This is a genomic window from Planotetraspora phitsanulokensis, from assembly GCF_016863295.1.
Lineage (GTDB): Bacteria > Actinomycetota > Actinomycetes > Streptosporangiales > Streptosporangiaceae > Planotetraspora > Planotetraspora phitsanulokensis.
The window spans coordinates 379,022-397,447 of record NZ_BOOP01000001.1 but is presented as its reverse complement, the minus strand read 5'-3'; the positions used below and the strand labels follow the sequence as shown (position 1 = coordinate 397,447).

Below are 18,426 nucleotides of genomic sequence, written 5' to 3'. Positions count from 1 at the left end.
AACGGCGCCCGGACGTCGATTTCCCGCGTCCGAGTGAGTTCGGTGGAGGAAAGTGGAGCGGGTCATTGTCCCGGGATTCGCACGAAAGTCGGCCAAGTAGGAGAACGCGTACCCGCGACGGGTCGCCGGTTCTTCCGGATTTCTGGACAAAGTCGACCGGGAACCCCAGCGGTCATAAGGTCAGTACACAGAATGGAATAGCAACCTTTAACGCCCATTCTCAGGGACGCACCTTTCATGGAGGCCTGGTGGCAGCAACCCCCGACGTCACCGACGCGGAAACCCGGCTCGAGACTCTGGTCGACACGGCGAACCGGATCCGCAACGCGATCGAATCCGTGATCGAAGGCAAGAGCGACGTCATCCGCCTCACCGTCACCGTTCTCCTCGCCGAAGGCCACCTCCTGATCGAGGACGTGCCAGGCGTCGGAAAGACCATGCTGGCCAAGGCGCTGGCGCGCTCCATCGACTGCCCCGTCAGGCGGGTGCAGTTCACCCCCGACCTGTTACCGAGCGACATCACCGGGGTGAGCGCCTTCAACCAGCAGACCGGCGAGTTCGAGTTCAAGCCCGGACCCGTCTTCGCCAACATCGTGGTCGGCGACGAGATCAACCGGGCCTCGCCCAAGACGCAGTCCGCCCTCCTCGAGTGCATGGAGGAGCGCCAGGTCACCGTCGACGGGGAGACCTACCGCCTCGAATCGCCCTTCATGGTCATCGCGACGCAGAACCCGATCGAGATGGAGGGCACCTACGCGTTGCCGGAGGCGCAGCGCGACCGCTTCACCGCGAAGATCGCGATGGGGTACCCCGAGCCGGCCGCCGAACTGGAGATGCTCGACGTCCACGGGGCCTCCCAGCCCCTCGACAAGCTCGAGCCCGTCGCCACGACGGCCGAGGTGCGCGCGCTGATCGAGGCGATCCGCGCCGTGTACGTGTCGCAGCCGGTCAAGAAATACGCCATCGACGTCGTCGCGGCGACCCGGCAGTCCCCCGACCTGCTGCTCGGCGCCTCCCCCCGCGCCACTCTCCACCTGGTGCGCAGCGCCCGGGCGCACGCCGCGCTCTCGGGCCGCGACTACGTGATCCCCGACGACCTGCAGGACCTGGCGGTGCCCGTCCTCGCGCACCGCGTGCTTCCGAGCATGGAGGCCCTGGGCCAGCAGCGCCGTCCCGAGCAGGTGATCGACGAACTGGTCCGCCGGGTCCCGGTGCCGGACGTCAAGTAACGGAGGCCCGATGACGGGGTTGAAGGCTCTGACCTCGCGGGGGCGCTCGTTCCTCGCGTCGGGTGTCGCGGCACTGCTGTGCGCCTTTCTACTGGGCGAGAGCGACCTGCTGCGGGTCGCCGTCCTGATCATCACCATGCCGCTGCTCGCCTCGATGGTCGTGTCGCGCACCCGGTACCGGCTGCGCAGCACGAGGCGGCTCAGCCCGTCACGCGTGGAGGTGGGCAACGACAGCGTCGTGACCCTGCGGCTGGAGAACGTCACACGCCTGCCGACGGGTCTGCTGCTGGTCGAGGACAACCTGCAGTACACGCTGGGTGCCCGCCAGCGGTTCGTCCTGGACAGGATGGAGTCCCGCGGCGTACGGGAGATCGACTACCGGGTGCGCTCCGATCTACGGGGGCGCTTCCCCATCGGTCCCCTGTCCGTACGGATCACAGACCCCTTCGGGCTGGTGGAGCTGGCCAGGTCGTTCACGGTCACCGACACGCTGGTGGTGACCCCCCAGGTGGTCTCCCTGCCGGCCGTTCGCCTGTCGGGCGAGTGGACCGGCGGGGGCGACAGCCGTACGCGGTCGGTGGCCGCGGCGGGCGACGACGACGTCGCCCCCCGCGAGTACCGGCAGGGCGACGATCTTCGGCGCGTGCACTGGCGGTCCACCGCGCGGCACGGCGAGCTGATGGTCCGGCGCGAGGAGCAGCAGTGGCAGAGCAGGGGCGCGCTCCTGCTCGACACGCGCAGGCACGCCCACCGCGGAACGGGCCCGTCCTCGTCCTTCGAGGTCGCGGTCTCCGCGGCCGCCTCGATCGGGGTGCACCTGTCCCGTGAAGGTCTGGGCCTGCGCCTGGTCACCGACCAGGGCGCGCAGCATCTCGCCGAAACGGGGGGCTCCTGGTCGCTGATCGACACCCTCTCCGTCGTACGGCAGAGCTCCACGCGTTCTCTCGAGCACGGGGTCACGGCGCTGCGCCAGGGGGCGGGCGACGGGCTGATCGTCGCGGTCCTCGGCTCGATCGACGCGGAGGAGGCGCGCTCGCTCGCGCGTCTCAGGCATCCGGGCGTGACCGGTGTCGCGGTCATGCTCGATGTCTCCACGTGGGACGAGTTCCCCGACGAGGCGGCGGAGTCCTCTCGCGCCGTGCTCTCCGGAGCGGGGTGGCGGGTGCTCACCCTCCCCGCCGGCACGTCGCTCGCGGCCGTCTGGCCGGAGGCGGCATACAAGAGGAGTGCCGCATGAAACTCCCGGTCGCCGCGGGCCTGGCCACGGCCGCGGTCTCGCTCACGCTCTACCCGCTGTTCGAGGGCGGCTCCTGGTTCTGGGCGAGCCTGGGGGCGATCGTCGTCGTCACGGCCGTCGGCATGGTGGCCTCCCGCTTTTCCGCACCACCGTGGGCCGCGCCGCCCGCCATGATCGTCGTGCTCGGCGTCTACCTCACGGCCGTGTTCGCGGGCGGCGAGGCCTGGATCGGGTTCATCCCCACGAAGGACTCGGTGCTGCTGGTCGGCGAGTTGTTCGGCAGCGGGTTCGACGACATCCAGCGCTTCGCCGCGCCCGTGCCGGCGAACGAGGGGATCACCCTGCTGACGGCCGGCGGCGTCGGGGTGATGGCCGTCCTCGTCGATCTGTTCACCGTACGGCTGCGCCGGGCCGCGCTCGCGGGGCTTCCGCTGCTGGCGCTGTTCACCGTGCCGGCGGCGGTGCTGACCGACCCGATCAGCTGGCCGGCCTTCGTGATCGGGGCCTTCGGGTACGTCGGCCTGCTGGTGGCGGACGGACGGGAACGGCTCGGCAAGTGGGGCAGGGCCGTGTTCGTGCGACGGACGAGGACCGTGAGCGCGAACGCCGCGCCCGACACCGGGCGGCTGGCGCTGTCGGGCAGGCGGATCGGCGTGACGGCGATCGCGCTGGCCATCCTGCTGCCGGCCCTGCTGCCCAACCTGGCGCCCGCTCCCCTGTTCGGCTTCGGCGTCGGCAACGGCCTCGGTCCCGGCGGCGGCAACATCGGCATCCCCGACGCGATCGCCGAACTCGGAGGCGAGCTGCGGCAGGAGGCCAACGACACCGTCCTGACGTACACCAGCAGCGATGATCAGCCCCGTTATCTGCGGATCTACTCTCTCGACGTCTTCGACGGGACGAAGTGGACGATCAACCCGCTCCGAGGGCGCCCGGAGGACCGGGTGTCGGAAGGTCCGCTGCCTCCCGCTCCGGGCCTCGACCCGACGCTCGCGGTGAAACGGGCCGAGACGCAGATCTCGATCAGCGACGACATCCGCACACTGAGGTTCCTGCCGCTGCCCTACCCCGCCACGCAGGTCGACGCCGACGGAGACTGGCGGGCCGACCGCAACTCCCTCATGGTCTTCTCCACCGACGACGAGGCGGCCGGGCTGGACTACCGCGTCGTCACGGGCGAGCCGCAGCCCACGGCCGAGCAGTTGGACCTGACGGCGCCCGAGCCGGACTCGGGCGGCCGGCGCTACCTCGACCTGCCTCCCGGGCTCGATCCCCGGGTGGCCGGCCTGGCGCAGCGGGTCACGGCCGGCGCGGCGACCCGCTATCAGCAGGCCGTGAAGCTCCAGGAGTGGTTCACCAGGAGCGGCGCGTTCACCTACAGCCTGAAGGCGAGCGGCTCGGGCGGCGACGCCCTGTCGCGGTTCATCCTGGCCGACCGCTCGGGATACTGCGAGCAGTTCGCGAGCGCGATGGCGGTCATGGCGCGGATGCTCGGCATCCCGGCCAAGGTGTCGATCGGCTTCACCGGAGGCACGAAGATCGGCGACGCGTGGACGGTGCGCACCCACGACGCCCACGCGTGGCCGGAACTCTACTTCGCGGGAGTCGGGTGGCTGCGCTTCGAGCCGACTCCCGGGGGCGCCGCCGGACAGGGGACGGCGCAGGTGCCGCAGTACACCCTTCCGGTGACTCCCACGGCGAGCCCGTCCCCCGGTGCCTCGCCGGGCGCGTCGGCGGGTGCGGACGACACCACCGGCGACTCGGCTCCCGCTCCGCGCAACCCCCGGGAGATCGAACGCGACCTCGGTAACCTGCCGATCGCTGCCGATCCGGGCACGCCCCTGTGGGTGAAGATCGCCCTCGGGGTGGCGGCGGCGCTGCTGATCCTGCTGATCCCCGCCGTGGTACGACTGTCGTCCCGGTACCGGCGGAGCAGGATCCTGGACAAGGTCGCCTTCGCCGTACCCGATCCCGACGTGCCCGATCCCGAAGCAGCCGGGTCCGACGCCGACCTGATCGTGTCCGGGGATACTCCCCCGAGGAAGAGGCGGCGGGCCGTCGCCGCGGACGTGCCGGCGCAGGTCGCCCCGGCGGTGGAGGCGGCATGGGCCGAACTGGGCGACACGCTGACCGACTTCGGGTTGGCCCGGAAGCCGGGTGAGAGCCCGAGGGCCCTCGGACGGCGGGTGGCGCAGGCCCTCGGGACGGACCCCAGCACCACCGACTCGATCACCGCGATCACCTCGGCCGAGGAGCGCCGCAGATACGCCCGCTCGCTCAAAGGGCCGGGTCCCGTCGCCGCGGATCTCAAGCGGGTGAGGCGGGCGCTCGCCGCCGCCACGTCGAGGAAGCGGCGTCTGGGCGCCACCCTGGCGCCGCTGTCGACTCTGCTGCGCCTGCGCGCGCTCGGCGAGAAGGCTCTGGACGGTTTCGACCGGCTGGAGAACATCCGGCTCGTGGCGGGGAGATCGAGGGGCGGGGCCGACGACACGGTGGGGAACCGCGCGGTGACGTTGCGAGACGACCGTGAGGATGAGCCGAATTCGGGGCGGAGCCTCACCGGGTCCCGGCGCTAGCCGGGGATGACCTCACCGGGTCCCGGAGCCGGCTCCGGGGCGCCTGGCCGGGTCCCGGACTGGACACCGGCCGGGGCCCGTGGCCCCCATGCGGGGGCGCGCCGGAGATGCGGGAGGAACGCTCAGCGTTCGTCGTGACGACGACGCCAGCGTTCCTCCATACGCTCCATGAAGCCCTGACGCTGCGGGCGGCGACCACGGTTCTGTGCCGTGGCCGCGCCCTCGCCTCCGAACCCGCTCATGCGCTTCCAGGCGGACAGACCCCACAGGCAGGTGGCGAGCATGACCACGAACCCGGCCACGCCGAGCGGGATCTGGTTCGCCACTGCGCCCACCATCAGCAGCACGACACCCAGTGCGAAGCCGACGGAGGCCTTCACCAGGCGCCGCTTGTAATGGCTGCGCGGGTCACTGATCCGGACGGTATTGGCCCACTTCGGGTCCTCGGCATAGAGGGCCTGCTCGATCTGGTCGAGCAAGCGCTGCTCGTGCTCAGACAGCGGCACGGCGCCTCCCAAGGACGGCCCCAGTTAGGGGAAGACGGCAACGAACGACACGGGGTGTCCGAACCTCGCGGTCGGTTATCCCCAGAATACGAGGCTGTAGACGTAGGCGAAAGAAAACGTCCAACGCGGTCCAAACCGGAGGTGACGTCATAGATCCATTGGACCAAACGGGCGCTGAACTAGCGAGGCCGGGCGGACCGCTTCTGGGCCGAATCTCCGAATCGCCTTGTCCATCGCCTGTTCGGCCTCGCGCCAGCCCGTCTCCCTCTCCCCGAGACCGAGCTGACGGGTCGCCGTGGCCGCCGGCCGGAGGTTCTCCATCCGGACTCCGACCAGCCTCAGACGCACGCGATCGAGGCCCGCCGCCTCGTAGAGCTCACAAGATGTGGCGTAAATCTCCTTCGCGACATCCGTCGGCTCACGGAGCGTGCGCGACCGGGTGATGGTGGTGAAGTCGGAGCGGCGCAGCTTCACGCTGACCGTGCGGCCGACGTGGCCGGCCGCCCTGAGGCGGGACGCGACCCGCTCGGACAGCCGGAGCAACTCCCGCTTGATCACCTCGGGGTCGTCCACGTCCTGGGGGAACGTCTCCTCGTTGCCGATGCTCTTGTCGGGCGAGTGGGGCACCACCGGACGATCGTCGCGTCCCCAGGCGAGAGCCGACAGATGGGCCCCGGCGGCCCCGAACTCGCGCTGGAGCGTGGAAACCGGCACCTGGGCCAGATCCCCCACCGTCCTGATGCCGAGCCGTACCAGGGCCTGCTCCGTGCGCTCCCCCACGCCCCACAGGGCGGCGACGGGAAGCGGGTGGAGGAACTCCACCACCGCCGACGCCGGGACGACCAGCAGGCCGTCGGGCTTGCACTGGCGGGAGGCGAGCTTGGCCACGAACTTGCTGCCGGCGACGCCGACCGAGCAGGTGATGCCGTAGCGCTCCGCCACCTGCCCGCGGATCATCTCGGCGATCACCGAGGATGTGCCGAGCCTGCGACGGGCTCCGCTGACGTCGAGGAACGCCTCGTCGGAGGAGATCGGCTCCACCTCGGGGGTGATCGCCCGGAAGATCTCCATGACCCCCTTGGAGACCTCGGAGTACTTCCCGTGGCTGGGCGGGATGATCGTCGCCTGCGGGCAGATGCGGCGGGCCCGCGTCATCGGCATCGCCGAGTGCACGCCGAACCGCCTGGCCTCGTAAGTTGCGCTGAGGACCACTCCACGAGCGCCCGGCGAGCCGACGATGACCGGGGTGCCCTTCAGCTCAGGACGGTCGAGCAGCTCCACGCTGGCGAAGAAGGCGTCCATGTCCACATGGAGGATCGGGCAGCCGCTGTCGTCGGCGGGGCCGCGGGGCGAAGGCTCCCGAGGCAGCAGCTGGTTCCGGGACACACCGCCACCCTACCCGAACATGGTTGCGATAACTCGGGTTCGCCCGAGCCATGCCGGGCGCTCGCACCAACTCGGTGTGCCGGGCCACCGCGCACCCCGGGCACAAGCCGAGCCGGACCGCTCAAATCGGCTCCACATGCCGGGCCAGACCGCTTCCCCGCGGCGGCCTCAGCGGTAGGCGATGGCGTGGAGCTGGGTGGCGATGTCGCGCAACACGGGGTGGGTCGCCGCCGCCTGCTCCAGCGCGATCAGCGCCTCCTGGTCGTTCTCGGCCAGCATCCCCGGCACGAGGTCGGCGAAGATCCGCACGCCGTGCACCTCGCCCATGGTGAACCCGGCCTGCGTGAGCAGGTCCGACAGGGCGTCGCGGGAGAACCTCCGGGGAGTCGGGTCGCGGTCGCCCCAGCGGCCGCACGGATCGGCGAGCACCTGGCGCGCCTCGTCGAAGTGGCCGGCCAGCGAGCGGTGGATCGCCGTGGCGAACGGGTTGGCCGCGAGCACGCTCACCACGCCGCCCGTGCGGAGGATGCCCCTGACCGCGCGGAGCGCGCCCGCCGGGTCCTCGACGTACTCGAGGACGCTGTGGCACAGCACCAGGTCGGCGCTGTCCGGCTTCAGCATCTCTCCGAGGTCGGCCGCGTCTCCCTGCAGGCCCTTGACGCCCACGCCGGTCTCGGCGGCGCGGCGCTCCAGAGCGGCCAGCGAGTCGAGGGTCGGGTCCACCACCGTGACGGCGTGACCGAGCTTCGCGAGCGGCACGGCGAAGCCGCCCGTGCCGCCTCCGGCGTCCACGATGTCGAGCGACTCGCGCCCGGTCGCCGCCACCCGGTCCGCCAGGACCGCGCGGAGCGCCTTCCACGCGACCGTCTGCCGTGGTGCGTCACGCACGCCCGGCCCTCCCTACTCCAGCAGTGCCCTTGTTACTCGCATTGTCGCGTGCACCGTACCGGGCCGTGCCGACGGCCCGCCACGGCGCGCCGCGGCCCTCAGAGGGACAGCGACGGCTTGAGCTGCTTGAACCGGGCGAGCAGGCCGTTGACGAACTGCGGCGACTCGTCGGTCGACAACTCGGCCGCCAGGTGCACCCATTCGCTGATGACCACGCCTTCGGGCACCTCCTCCGACGAGAGCATCTCGAAGGTGCCCCCGCGCAGGATGTTCCGGTCGACCGCCGGCATGCGCTCGAGCGTCCAGCCCTCGGAGTAGGTGGAGATCAGCTCGTCGATCCGGCCCTGGTGCCTGGTCACGCCTTCGACCAGGGCGGAGGTGTACTCGTTGACCGGGGGATCCGATCGTTCGACCCGCTCGGCGAGCACGCTGAGCGGGTTCTCGCTCCGGGCCTCGGCCTCGAACAGGATGTCCAGCGCCCGCCGTCGGGCCTTGCCCCGAGCCGACACCTCAGGCCCGACCGAGGTACTCGCCGCTGCGAGTGTCGACCTTGACCTTTTCGCCGGTGGTGATGAAGAGCGGGACCTTGATCTCCGCGCCGGTCTCCAGCTTGGCGGGCTTGGTGCCGCCGGTGGACCGGTCGCCCTGAAGGCCGGGCTCGGTCTCCGCGATCGTGAGCTCGACGGCCGCGGGCAGGTCGATGTAGAGGACGTTGCCCTCGTTGATCGCGACGGTGGCGAGCATGTTCTCGAGCAGGTAGTTCGCGGCGTCGCCGACGGCGGGGCGGGAGACGTGGAGCATGTCGTAGGTCTCGGTGTCCATGAAGACGTAGTCGTCGCCGTCGAGGTAGGAGTACTGCATCTCCCGCTTGTCGACGTTGGCGACGTCGACCTTGACGCCGGCGTTGAAGGTCTTGTCCACGACCTTGCCGGACGTGATGTTCTTGAGCTTGGTGCGGACGAACGCGCCGCCCTTGCCCGGCTTGACGTGCTGGAACTCTACGACGGTCCAGAGCTCACCGCCGTCGAGCTTGAGCACAAGACCGTTCTTCAGGTCGTTCGTCGTGGCCACGTGTGGTCTCTCCCGCGTGCGGCTGCCCTACAGGACGAGCAGCTCCTTGGTCGTCAGTGTGAGGAGCTCCGGCCCGTCGTCACGCGTCACCAGCGTGTCCTCGATGCGCACCCCGCCCCTGCCCGGCAGATAGACCCCGGGCTCGACGGTGATCGGAACTCGATCCTCTAGTCTACCGGTCTTGTCCGGGCCGAGGAACGGTAGCTCGTGGATCTCCAGCCCGACTCCGTGACCGAGTCCGTGCTCGAAATGTTCGCCGTGACCTGCTTCGGTGATCAGGTCGCGCGCCGCGGCGTCCACCTCCCGCGCGGCCGCCCCCGGCCGTAGGGCGTGGCGTCCGGCCCGCTGGGCCTGCCGTACGAGCTCGTAGAGGTCCCGCTGCCACCCGGCGGGCTCGCCGACGGCGACCGTGCGGGTCATGTCCGCGTGGTAGCCCTCGAAGAGCGCGCCGAAGTCCATGGTGACGAGGTCGCCGGTCTCGATCTGACGGTCCGACGGCGAGTGGTGCGGGATGGACCCGTTGGGACCGGAGGCGACGATCGAGTCGAAGGCCGGCTTCTCCGCCCCGAGCTCCATCATGCGGAACTCCAGCCAGCGGGCGATCTCCCGCTCGGTCACGCCGGGCCTGATGCGTCCGATGACCAGGGAGAACGCCTCGTCGGTGATCGCGCAGGCGCGGCGCAACGACTCGATCTCCCCCTCGTCCTTGACCCGGCGGACGGACTCGACAAGGCCGCTGACCGGCGTCACGCGCTCGGCGCCGCCGAGCGCCGTGAACAGTGACACCGGCATGTGGTCGGCCTCCACGAGCAGCCCGCCCGGGGATCCGCCCGCCCGCGCGGCCAGGACCCCGGCCACGTCGCGGCTCACGATCAGCTCGACGTCGGGGCACCGGCGCCGGGCGGTCTCGATGTAGCGGGAGTCGGTGGCGAGCACCGCCTCCCCCGAGGAGTCCACGAGTACGGCGGCGTTCGAGCTCGACAGGCCGGTCAGGTAGCGGACGTTGACGGGCCAGGTGACGAGGATCGCCGTGGCGCCGTGTTCGGGGAGTTCCGCGGCCAGGCGGGCGCGGCGGGAGGCATGAGGCACGAATGGACTCTACGCCCGCCGCGGCCCCTGATCCGCCCGCCGCCGCGCCCCGGCCCCGGGGGTGCGGTCAGGAGCTCCTGGCGTGCCGGGGACGCTGGGCGTGCCGGTGGTGGCCGTCGTGGCCCTGGGCGTCCGCCGGAGACCGGACGGCCGAGCGGAGCGGGACCTCGCGCAGGAAGATCACCGCGAAGAAGCCGAGGACGGCCACGGGCACGCCGACGAGGAACACCGTGTGCATCGCCGACGCGAAGGCGCCGATCACGACGTCGTGCACCGCCGGGGGAAGGTCGCGGATCGCCTCCGGCGTGCCCAGGTCGAGGCTCGCGGCCGGAGCGGACGGGGTCCCGAGCTTCGCGGAGATCTCCGACTTGACCCCGTTGGTGAGGATGGCGCCGAAGGCCGCCACGCCCACCGCGCCGCCGAGGCTGCGGAAGAAGGACACACCCGAGGTGCTCACCGCCAGATCCCGCCGCTCGGCCGAGTTCTGCACCGCGAGGATCAGCATCTGCATGCTCATGCCGAGCCCGACGCCGAGGACCGTGATGTCCACGCCGATCACCATGAAGGACGAGTCCGGCCGCAGCCGGGAGAGCAGGCCGAGGCCCGCGGCCACGAGCAGCATGCCGACGAGGGGGAAGAGCTTCCATCTGCCGGTCCGGGTGACGACGCGCCCGGAGACGATCGAGGCCACGAAGAGGCCGAGCACCAGGGGCAGGGTCATGAGCCCCGACCGGGCCGGCATGAGCCCCTTGACGATCTGAAGGAACTGCGGCAGATAGATCAGCACGCCGTACAGGGCGAGACCGACGAACAGGGAAGCCGTGCCGGCCAGGACGAACGTGCGGTCGCGGAACAGGCGCGGCGGGAGGATCGGCTCCGCGGCCCTGCGCTCGGCCACGACGGCGAGGCCGCAGAACACGGCCGCGAGCGCGGCCAGGCCGTAGGTCCACGACGAGTTCCAGTCGAACTCGTGCCCGCCGAGCGACAGCAGGAGCATGAGCGAGGTGGCCGCGCCGGTCAGGGTGGCGGCGCCCCACCAATCGATGCGGGCGTCCCGCTTCACGTGCTCCAGCTTCAGCACCCTCTGGATGACGGCGAACGCCACGACCGCGAGGGGCACGCACACGTAGAAGCACCAGCGCCAGCCGAGCCCGTCGGCGTCGACCAGGAAGCCGCCGAGCAGGGGCCCCGCGACGGTGGACACGCCAAAAACCGCGCCCACGTAACCCGAGTAGCGGCCGCGCTCCCGGGGCTGGACCACGTCGCCCAGGATGACCTGGACCAGCGCGGACAGGCCCCCGGTCCCCAGCCCCTGTACGGCTCTCGCGGCGATGAGCATGCCGATGTCCTGCGACAGGCCGGCGACCATCGAGGCCGCCACGAACAGGCCGAGCGCGACCTGGAACATCAGCTTGCGGCCGAAGATGTCGGAGAGCTTGCCCCACAGCGGGGTGGAGACGGTCAGCGTCAGGAGCGTCGCGCTCGCGACCCACGACAGTTGGTCCTGGCCGCCGAGGTCCCCCACGATCGTCGGCAGGGCCGTGCCGACCACGGAGGTCGAGATCATCGAGGTGAGCAGGGCGAGCAGCAGCCCGGAGAGGATCTTCAAGATCTCACGGTGCGTGTAGATGCGCCCTGCGTCCTCCCGGACGGTCTCCCGCGTCACGGATTCCCCTCGCTCACTGGTTCCACCGAGACGCTAATTCGTCCGGATTATGCTTTATTTTCCTTTTCAAGTATACGCTTGTTTACTCTGGTGTCACGCTAGTGTGCCGCTCGTGACACGAGACCGCGAGGCGACCGGCGAACGGATCCTGGCCGCCGCCGGGGAGCTGTTCGCGGAGCACGGCTACGACCAGGTGACCGTACGGATGATCGCGTCGGCGGCCGGCGCCAACGTCGCCCTGGTCAACCGGTACTTCGGATCGAAGGCGAATCTCTTCGCGACGGTCCTGATAACGGCGTCCACGGTGACGGCCGCGATCGAGGGGGACCTCGCGCGGCTGCCCGCCCGGCTGGCGGAACACGTCGCCCACCGGCTGCGGACGGGCGCCTCGGAACCACTCGTGCGGATGCTCGACCGGGCCGGGACGAGCCCGGAGATCCGGGCCGTCCTCACGGCACGGGTGGAGACCGGCCTGGTCGACGCGATCAGCGCACGGCTGCCCGGACCGCAGGCGCGGGAACGGGCGCTGCTCGCGACGGTGATCATCCTCGGCGCGGGGTCGCTGCGCCGGCTGCTGGGCCCCGACGGGCTCCACGACGCCGACCCCGCCGTCCTGCAGGCGCGGCTCGAGACGGCGTTCCGGGCCTGCCTGGCTCCCGCCGCCGACTGACCTCCGGGTTTCAGACCGCCTGACCCCGCCGTCCCGGAGGCACGCTCGGGACGGCGTTCCCGGCGTTCCAGGCCTGCCCGGCTCCGGCCGGCGGACGACCTCAGTCCACCGGCCCGGGCGCGCCGGGGTCAGGAGGCGAGCGTCTTGATCTTCTCGATGAGCCTCAGCCGCTCCTCGTGCGTACGCCCGAAGGGGGTCACGTTGAGCGTCGTCACCCCGGCCTCGCGCATGGCCGCGAGCCGCTCCCGGACATGGCCCTCCGACCCGACCAGCGACATCTTCTCCAGCAGCTCCTGCGGCACCAGGGCCGCCGCCTCGTCCTTCCTGCCCTCGAGGTAGAGGTCCTGGATCCGCTCGGCCTCCTTCTCGTAGCCGTACCGGCGGGCGAGGTCGTTGTAGAAGTTCTTGCCCTTGGCGCCCATGCCTCCGATGTAGAGGGCGGCCATCGGGCGGCCGAGCTCCAGAATGTCCGCGACGTCGTCGCCGATGGCCAGCACGGCCTGGGCGATGACGTCCAGCTCGCCGAGCTCGGGGTCTCTGCGGGCCCGTCCGGCGGCCAGCGAGGGGCCCCAGACCTCGCCCGCCTTCTCCGGCATGAAGAAGATCGGCTCCCAGCCCTCCGCCAGCTCCGCGGTGAGCTCGACGTTCTGCGGGCCGATGGCCGCGACCACGATCGGGATCCGCTCCCTGACCGGGTGGTTGATCAGCTTGAGCGGCTTGCCGAGCCCGGTTCCGCCCTGGAGGGGCATCGTGTAGTGCCGGCCCGCGTGCTCCAGCTTCTCCCGCTTCCACACCTTGCGGCAGATCTCGATGATCTCGCGGGTACGGCCCAGCGGAGCCGTGTAGGGGACGCCGTGGAAACCCTCGATGACCTGCGGCCCGCTGGCCCCGAGCCCCAGCGTGAACCTGCCGTCGGAGACGTAGTCGAGGCCCGCCGCGGTCATGGCGAGCAGCGTGGGCGTGCGCGAGTAGATCGGCAGGATGCCCGAGGCGATCTGGAGGCGCTCGGTGCGGGCGGCGATGTAGCCCATCTGGCTGACCGCGTCGAAGCTGTAGGCCTCGGCGACGAACACGATGTCGAGCCCGGCCTTCTCGTAGTCGCCGAGCTCGGCCACGGTCTCCTTGAAGCCCCCGGCGTAGTTGAGTGCCATCCCGATGCGCATCCCGACGTCCTTCCCGGCCCGAATACCGAATGTTGTTCCGTTTCATGCGGCATGGAGAGGTTACTGCACCCGGCCGGGCGGGATCATCGGCCGTCCAGCGACCTCAGGTCGGCGGGCACGTCGATGTCGGCGGGGTCGCCCACGTCGTCGCACGGCACCGGGGTGACGAGATCGGGATGCGCCCGGAGGAACGGGCGTGCCCCGACGTCGCCTGCTGCCATCCGGGCGACCTCGGCGAAGTGGGCCCGCGCGATGAGGACGGGATTCCTGGGCGCACCGCCATACGTCGACACGGCGACGGACGCGCCGGCCTCGAACGCCGCGGCGAGCCGCCGGACGGCTTCCGCGGTGATCAGCGGCTGGTCGACCAGGGCGATCACGACGGCCTCCGCGGAGGCGGGGGCCGCCTCCAGCCCCGCACACAGCGAGGACCCCATCCCCCCGGCCCAATCGGGGTTGTACACCGCGGTCGCCCCGGCGACGTCGGCCGCGGCCGCGCCCAGGACGACGATGACGGGATCGCAACCGCCGTCACGGAGCAGCCGCACACCACGGTCGACGAGCCGTTCTCCCCCGAACTCGACCAGGGCCTTGGGCGCCCCGAAGCGGCTCCCCGCGCCGGCGGCGAGCAGGATGCCCGCGACCCGCCCGCCCGGAGTCATGTGAGGGAGTCGCCGTGGATGCGGCCGCTGGTGTCGGTGAGCGACCTCCCGGTGCCGCCCCACCGGAGCTGGATCAGCTCGGCGGCGATCGACACCGCGGTCTCCTCCGGGGTGCGGGCGCCGAGGTCGAGGCCGATCGGGGACCTCAGCCGGGCGAGGTCCTCGTCCTTCAATCCGACCTCCCTCAACCGGGCGATCCGGTCCTCATGCGTGCGCCGCGACCCCATCGCGCCCACGTACGCCGCCGGGGTGCGCAGGGCGACCTCCAGCAGGGGGACGTCGAACTTGGGGTCGTGGGTGAGGACGCAGATGACCGTCCGCTCGTCGACCTGCACCGTCGACAGATAGTCGTGCGGCCACTTGACGACGACCTCGTCGGCGTCGGGGAAGCGCTTGGTGGTGGCGAACACCGGGCGCGCGTCGCAGACGACGACGTGGTAGCCGAGGAACTTGCCGATCTTCGCGACGGCCGCCGCGAAGTCGATGGCCCCGAACACCAGCATGCGCGGCGCGGGTGCGAAGGACTGGACGAAGACCTGAAGGTCGTCCAGCCGTCTCTCCCCCTGCGCTCCGTAACGCCGGATGCCGGTGATCCCCTGGGCCAGCATGCCCCGTACGTCGTCGTCCACGGCCGCGTCGAGCCGGGGCGAGCCCAGCGACCCGGAGGACGACCCCGGGCCCGCGGGTCCGTCCGGCCAGACGACCCGGCGCGCCCCCACCGGGCCGGGCCCGGAGAGGATCGTGGCGACGGCGACCGGGCGGCGCCGCTCGATCGAGGCGGCGATCTCCCCCAGCTCGGGATAGGTCTCCCGTGAGACGTCCTCGACGAACACGTCGATGATCCCGCCGCAGGTCAGGCCGACGGCGAAGGCGTCGTCGTCGCTCACGCCGTACCGCTGGAGCACCGGCGTCCCGGTCCCGACGACCTCGTTGGCCAGTTCGTAGACGGCGCCCTCGACGCAGCCCCCCGACACGCTGCCGACGGCCTCGGTGCCGAGGACGGCCATGGAGGCCCCCGGAGGGCGGGGCGCGCTGCGGAAGGTGCCGACGACCGTGGCCAGCCCGAACCGTTCTCCCGCCTCCCACCAGCGCACGATCTGCGACAGGACGTCACGCATGACTACGCCTCCCCGTGCGGGCCGGTCCGCGGGTCCCCGCAGCCAGCAGGCCGGCCAGATCCTCGAACGCGGCCAGGCTGTGGCCGGCCACGAAGTCGGTGACGTACGGCAACGCAGCCATGATTCCCGCGGTGAGCGGGCGGTATGCCGGGTCCCCCTTGTGCGGGTTCACCCACACCACCCGGTGGGCCAGCCGCGACAGCCGGGCCATCTGCGCGCCCAGGAGCTCGGCCGAGCCGCGTTCCCATCCGTCGGACGCGATCACGACCGTCGCGCCCCGGGGGTCGGCGAGCCGGAGCAACGCCTTGATCTCCTCGCCGAGGCGGGTCCCGCCGCTCCAGTCGGGGATGGCCGCGGACACCGCGAGCATGGCGGCGTCGGGATCCCGCTGGCGCAGCTCCGTGGTGATCCGGGTGAGGCGGGTCCCGGCGCTGAACACCTCGGTCGCCCGGGGCTCGGCCCGGACGAGGGCGTGCGCGAATCGCAGCAGAGTGTCGGCGTACGGCGCCATCGAGCCGCTGACGTCGACGAGCATCACGACCCGGCGCGGCCGGTCGCGGTGGGTCCGCAGGTGCAGGCGAGCGGGCTCACCTCCGCGTCTGATGGCCTCCCTGACCGTGCGGTGGCTGTCGAGCACGCCGTTGTGCGCGGGCGTGAACCGCCGCGAGCCGCGCCGCTCCCGCGCTCCGCGCAGCAGCGCCAGCATCCGGTTGACCTGCTCCCGTTCGGCCGCGGTCATCCGCGCGACGTCCCGGTGCCGCAGCACCTCGATCTCACTGGCGGTGGCCGGCACCGCGCTCTGCTCGCCCGCCTCCCCCCGGTCGCGGGAGCCGTACGGCTCGGCGGTGAGGCGGGTGACGGTCACCGTCGTCCTGGGACGGCCGGGCCGCGGCCGCTCCCCCGCGAAGTAGGCGGCGAAGCACCGGTCGTACCGTGCGAGGTCGTCCAGCCCGGCGCACAGCGTCAGCCGGCCGGCCCAGTAGACGTCGCGCTCGGCGGCGACGTCGAGATGGCCGAGCGCCGTGAGGAAACCCTGGATCCGCTGGTGGTCGGCCCCGACGCCGGCGGCTCTGAGCGTGCGGGCGAACCCGGTCATCGTGGCGACCAGGTCCCGGGCGCCCGCGGACGGGGCCTCAGACATGACGGCGGCCCTCACCCGCGGCCGAGCCCCCGGCGGACGGGCCCGCGCCTGAGGCCGTCCCCGCGAGGAGGATGCCGTCGCGCCGCACGAGTTCCTGATCCTCACGGTGCTTCAGGACGGCCCCCAGGGTGGCGGCCGCCAGGCCGGGGTCGAAGTGGGTCGCCCCGAGTGTGAGCAGGGCCTCGGTCCAGTCGAGCGTCTCGGCGATCCCCGGCGGCTTGACGAGGTCGGCGGACCTCAGCAGGCCGGCGGTCCGCGCGACCTCAGTGGCCAGGCGTTCCGTGCACTCGGGGAGGCGCCTGAGCAGGATGGCCACCTCACGCTCGAAGCCGGGGTGTTCCAGCCAGTGGTAGAGGCAGCGCCGCTTGAGGGCGTCGTGGACCTCACGCGTCCGGTTCGAGGTGACCACCACGACGGGAGGCGTGGCCGCTCGCACCGTGCCCAGCTCGGGGATCGAGATCGTGAAGTCCGACAGCACCTCCAGCAGGAACGCCTCGAACTCGTCGTCCGCGCGGTCGATCTCGTCGACCAGCAGCACACTGGGCTGGGTTTCGAGGGCCTGGAGCAGGGGGCGGGCGATCAGGAACCGCCTGTCGTAGATCTCTCCCTCGAGCGCTCTGACGTCGGTCACGCCCGTGGCCTCGGCGGCCTTCAGGTGCAGCAGCTGACGGGCGAAGTCCCAGTCGTACAGCGCCTGCGCGGCGTCGAGGCCCTCGTAGCACTGCAACCTGATCAACGGGGCACCGAGCACCGCGGACAGGGTCTTGGCCAGCTCGGTCTTGCCCACCCCCGCCTCGCCTTCGAGGAAGAGCGGGCGGCCCATCCTCAGCGCCAGGAAGACCGCCGTCGCGAGACCCTCGTCCGCGAGGTAGTCGTGCCCGTCGAGCAACTCCGCGACCGTGGAGGGGGAGTCGATCTCGGATGCCTTCGTCATGCGCTCCAGCATCCTCTCAGGCTACGCGCCGGGGCCGCGGGCACGCTCTGGCCGAATCCGCCAAACGCCCGCCGTCGATCGCGTGATGGTTGTCATGATCACACAGGGGAGGTTCTACCGTCGTGGACGTGACGAATCCTCTCGGGCTTCCCGAATCCCCCGCGGCGAGCTCGCTGGCCGCCGAGCTGGAGGCGCGGTGGGCCGAGCCGCACCGGCGCTACCACACCACCACGCACCTGCGGGCCGTGCTCGCCGCGATCGAGCCGCTCGCCGGCCTGGCCGGGGACCCCGGCGCGGTACGGCTCGCCGCCTGGTTCCACGACGCCGTGTACGACGGCCGCCCGGGATGGGACGAGGAACGCAGCGCCCAGCTCGCGCAGTCGCGCCTGCCCACGTGTGGCGTGACGCCGGAGCGAGTGTGCGAGGTCGCCCGCCTGGTGCGGGTGACGGCCGATCACTCCTATGAGGCCGGCGACACGGACGCTGCCGTGTTGTGCGACGCCGACCTGGCCGTCCTCGGCGGCACCCCGGAGGATTACGACGCCTACGCGCGAGCCGTACGAGCCGAGTACCGCCACGTGCCCGACGAGCTGTTCCGCGTGGGCAGGTCCGCCGTCCTGCGGCGGCTGCTGTCCGGCGACCTGTACGGCACGGCCCTCGCGCGCGATCTGTGGGATCGCCGGGCCCGGGACAACATGACCCGCGAGCTGGCCGCGCTCGGCGGCTAGATGTACTCGGCCGGCGGGTGGGTGACACGCCCGGCGGCTAGATGCTCAGGGCGGTCACGCCGGGCGGACGGGCTCGGGGGCGGGTGCGGCGGGGCGGTGTTTGGGCCGGCGCAGGCCGGCGGCCCGCAGGCGCCGGACGAGCTCGCCGCTCGGCACCGGCTCAGCACCGAGCTCGACGGCGCGATCGTAGACCGTCTCGGGCACGTCGTAGTGATCACGGTCGAACGCCCGCTCCGGCACGTCCAGCAATCTGGCGAACGCGTGCAGCTCCTCGTGGGAGACGTCGCTGACCAGGTGTGACCAGAGCAGCCCGCGCGGGCCGGGCCAGTTGGGCCGATCGATCAGCACACTCACATGACCTC

At 71.5% G+C, this 18,426-nt stretch carries 18 protein-coding genes; 5 read left to right on the top strand and 13 right to left on the bottom strand.

All coding sequences use genetic code 11. From position 1 onward, the window contains the following. The first annotated feature begins 248 nt into the window (after positions 1-248). From Pph01_RS01885 to Pph01_RS01875, 3 genes are read left to right on the top strand one after another with little or no spacing between them, the layout of a single operon-like run. Positions 249-1,229, top strand: a complete 981-nt coding sequence (locus Pph01_RS01885) for an AAA family ATPase (protein WP_204071109.1) — start codon at positions 249-251, stop codon at positions 1,227-1,229. Between the two features lie 10 nt (positions 1,230-1,239). Further along, positions 1,240-2,466, top strand: coding sequence for a DUF58 domain-containing protein (locus Pph01_RS01880; protein WP_204071108.1), 1,227 nt, complete (start codon positions 1,240-1,242; stop codon positions 2,464-2,466). Beyond that, the gene (locus Pph01_RS01875; protein ID WP_204071107.1) at positions 2,463-5,042 is read left to right on the top strand and encodes a transglutaminase TgpA family protein; all 2,580 of its coding nucleotides are present in this window, start codon (positions 2,463-2,465) and stop codon (positions 5,040-5,042) included. Before Pph01_RS01880 ends, Pph01_RS01875 begins: the two co-directional genes overlap by 4 nt. A gap of 122 nt (positions 5,043-5,164) precedes the next feature. Here Pph01_RS01875 and Pph01_RS01870 read toward each other — a convergent pair whose 3' ends face one another. From Pph01_RS01870 to Pph01_RS01840, 7 genes are all read right to left on the bottom strand, one after another. Beyond that, positions 5,165-5,548, bottom strand: a complete 384-nt coding sequence (locus tag Pph01_RS01870; RefSeq protein ID WP_204071106.1) for an SCO2097 family morphological protein — start codon at positions 5,546-5,548, stop codon at positions 5,165-5,167. A gap of 147 nt (positions 5,549-5,695) precedes the next feature. Next, entirely contained in the window at positions 5,696-6,934 is a 1,239-nt protein-coding gene (locus tag Pph01_RS01865; RefSeq protein WP_204071105.1) for a DNA polymerase IV, read from the bottom strand. 168 nt (positions 6,935-7,102) lie between these two features. Then, a complete protein-coding gene (locus Pph01_RS01860) occupies positions 7,103-7,822 on the bottom strand; it encodes a methyltransferase domain-containing protein (RefSeq protein ID WP_204071104.1) in 720 nt (239 codons plus the stop codon). Positions 7,823-7,920: 98 nt separating this feature from the next. Further along, positions 7,921-8,331 (bottom strand): transcription antitermination factor NusB, encoded by a 411-nt coding sequence (gene nusB / locus Pph01_RS01855; RefSeq protein ID WP_203950829.1) that lies wholly within the window; start codon positions 8,329-8,331, stop codon positions 7,921-7,923. Between the two features lies 1 nt (position 8,332). Next, the gene (efp, locus tag Pph01_RS01850) at positions 8,333-8,893 is read right to left on the bottom strand and encodes an elongation factor P (protein ID WP_204071103.1); all 561 of its coding nucleotides are present in this window, start codon (positions 8,891-8,893) and stop codon (positions 8,333-8,335) included. A 27-nt stretch (positions 8,894-8,920) separates the two neighbouring features. After that, positions 8,921-9,982: a M24 family metallopeptidase gene (locus tag Pph01_RS01845; protein ID WP_204071102.1), complete on the bottom strand. Its 1,062-nt coding sequence runs from the start codon at positions 9,980-9,982 to the stop codon at positions 8,921-8,923. A gap of 67 nt (positions 9,983-10,049) precedes the next feature. Next, the gene (locus Pph01_RS01840) at positions 10,050-11,648 is read right to left on the bottom strand and encodes an MDR family MFS transporter (protein WP_204071101.1); all 1,599 of its coding nucleotides are present in this window, start codon (positions 11,646-11,648) and stop codon (positions 10,050-10,052) included. 112 nt (positions 11,649-11,760) lie between these two features. Between Pph01_RS01840 and Pph01_RS01835 the strand changes: the two genes are divergently transcribed. After that, positions 11,761-12,318, top strand: a complete 558-nt coding sequence (locus Pph01_RS01835) for a TetR/AcrR family transcriptional regulator (RefSeq protein ID WP_239116350.1) — start codon at positions 11,761-11,763, stop codon at positions 12,316-12,318. Between the two features lie 128 nt (positions 12,319-12,446). Here the strand turns inward: Pph01_RS01835 and Pph01_RS01830 are convergent, their stop codons facing one another. The 5 genes from Pph01_RS01830 to Pph01_RS01810 form a co-directional block, all read right to left on the bottom strand. Beyond that, positions 12,447-13,481 (bottom strand): LLM class F420-dependent oxidoreductase, encoded by a 1,035-nt coding sequence (locus Pph01_RS01830; protein WP_204071099.1) that lies wholly within the window; start codon positions 13,479-13,481, stop codon positions 12,447-12,449. An 83-nt stretch (positions 13,482-13,564) separates the two neighbouring features. Then, positions 13,565-14,143, bottom strand: coding sequence for a nucleotidyltransferase family protein (locus Pph01_RS01825; RefSeq protein WP_204071098.1), 579 nt, complete (start codon positions 14,141-14,143; stop codon positions 13,565-13,567). After that, positions 14,140-15,261, bottom strand: a complete 1,122-nt coding sequence (locus Pph01_RS01820) for an XdhC family protein (protein WP_204071097.1) — start codon at positions 15,259-15,261, stop codon at positions 14,140-14,142. Before Pph01_RS01820 ends, Pph01_RS01825 begins: the two co-directional genes overlap by 4 nt. Further along, positions 15,254-16,402 (bottom strand): vWA domain-containing protein, encoded by a 1,149-nt coding sequence (locus Pph01_RS01815; protein WP_204071096.1) that lies wholly within the window; start codon positions 16,400-16,402, stop codon positions 15,254-15,256. The genes Pph01_RS01820 and Pph01_RS01815 overlap by 8 nt, the downstream gene beginning before the upstream one ends. Further along, positions 16,395-17,336, bottom strand: a complete 942-nt coding sequence (locus tag Pph01_RS01810) for an AAA family ATPase (RefSeq protein WP_204071095.1) — start codon at positions 17,334-17,336, stop codon at positions 16,395-16,397. The genes Pph01_RS01815 and Pph01_RS01810 overlap by 8 nt, the downstream gene beginning before the upstream one ends. 128 nt (positions 17,337-17,464) lie before the next feature. On the opposite strand from Pph01_RS01810, the gene Pph01_RS01805 reads away from it, so the two are divergent. Beyond that, positions 17,465-18,064 (top strand): HD domain-containing protein, encoded by a 600-nt coding sequence (locus Pph01_RS01805; RefSeq protein ID WP_239116349.1) that lies wholly within the window; start codon positions 17,465-17,467, stop codon positions 18,062-18,064. Between the two features lie 54 nt (positions 18,065-18,118). Here Pph01_RS01805 and Pph01_RS01800 read toward each other — a convergent pair whose 3' ends face one another. After that, positions 18,119-18,418 carry a DUF4031 domain-containing protein gene (locus Pph01_RS01800; RefSeq protein WP_204071093.1) on the bottom strand — a complete coding sequence of 100 codons (300 nt, stop codon included), beginning with the start codon at positions 18,416-18,418 and terminating at the stop codon, positions 18,119-18,121. Positions 18,419-18,426 lie beyond the last annotated feature (8 nt).

Coding starts and splice junctions, on each gene's coding strand:
- Pph01_RS01880 (WP_204071108.1), top strand. CDS start 1,240: ATGACGGGGTTGAAGGCTCTGACCTCGCGGGGGCGCTCGTTCCTCGCG.
- Pph01_RS01875 (WP_204071107.1), top strand. CDS start 2,463: ATGAAACTCCCGGTCGCCGCGGGCCTGGCCACGGCCGCGGTCTCGCTC.
- Pph01_RS01830 (WP_204071099.1), bottom strand. CDS start 13,481: ATGCGCATCGGGATGGCACTCAACTACGCCGGGGGCTTCAAGGAGACC.
- Pph01_RS01825 (WP_204071098.1), bottom strand. CDS start 14,143: ATGACTCCGGGCGGGCGGGTCGCGGGCATCCTGCTCGCCGCCGGCGCG.
- Pph01_RS01820 (WP_204071097.1), bottom strand. CDS start 15,261: ATGCGTGACGTCCTGTCGCAGATCGTGCGCTGGTGGGAGGCGGGAGAA.
- Pph01_RS01815 (WP_204071096.1), bottom strand. CDS start 16,402: ATGTCTGAGGCCCCGTCCGCGGGCGCCCGGGACCTGGTCGCCACGATG.
- Pph01_RS01810 (WP_204071095.1), bottom strand. CDS start 17,336: ATGACGAAGGCATCCGAGATCGACTCCCCCTCCACGGTCGCGGAGTTG.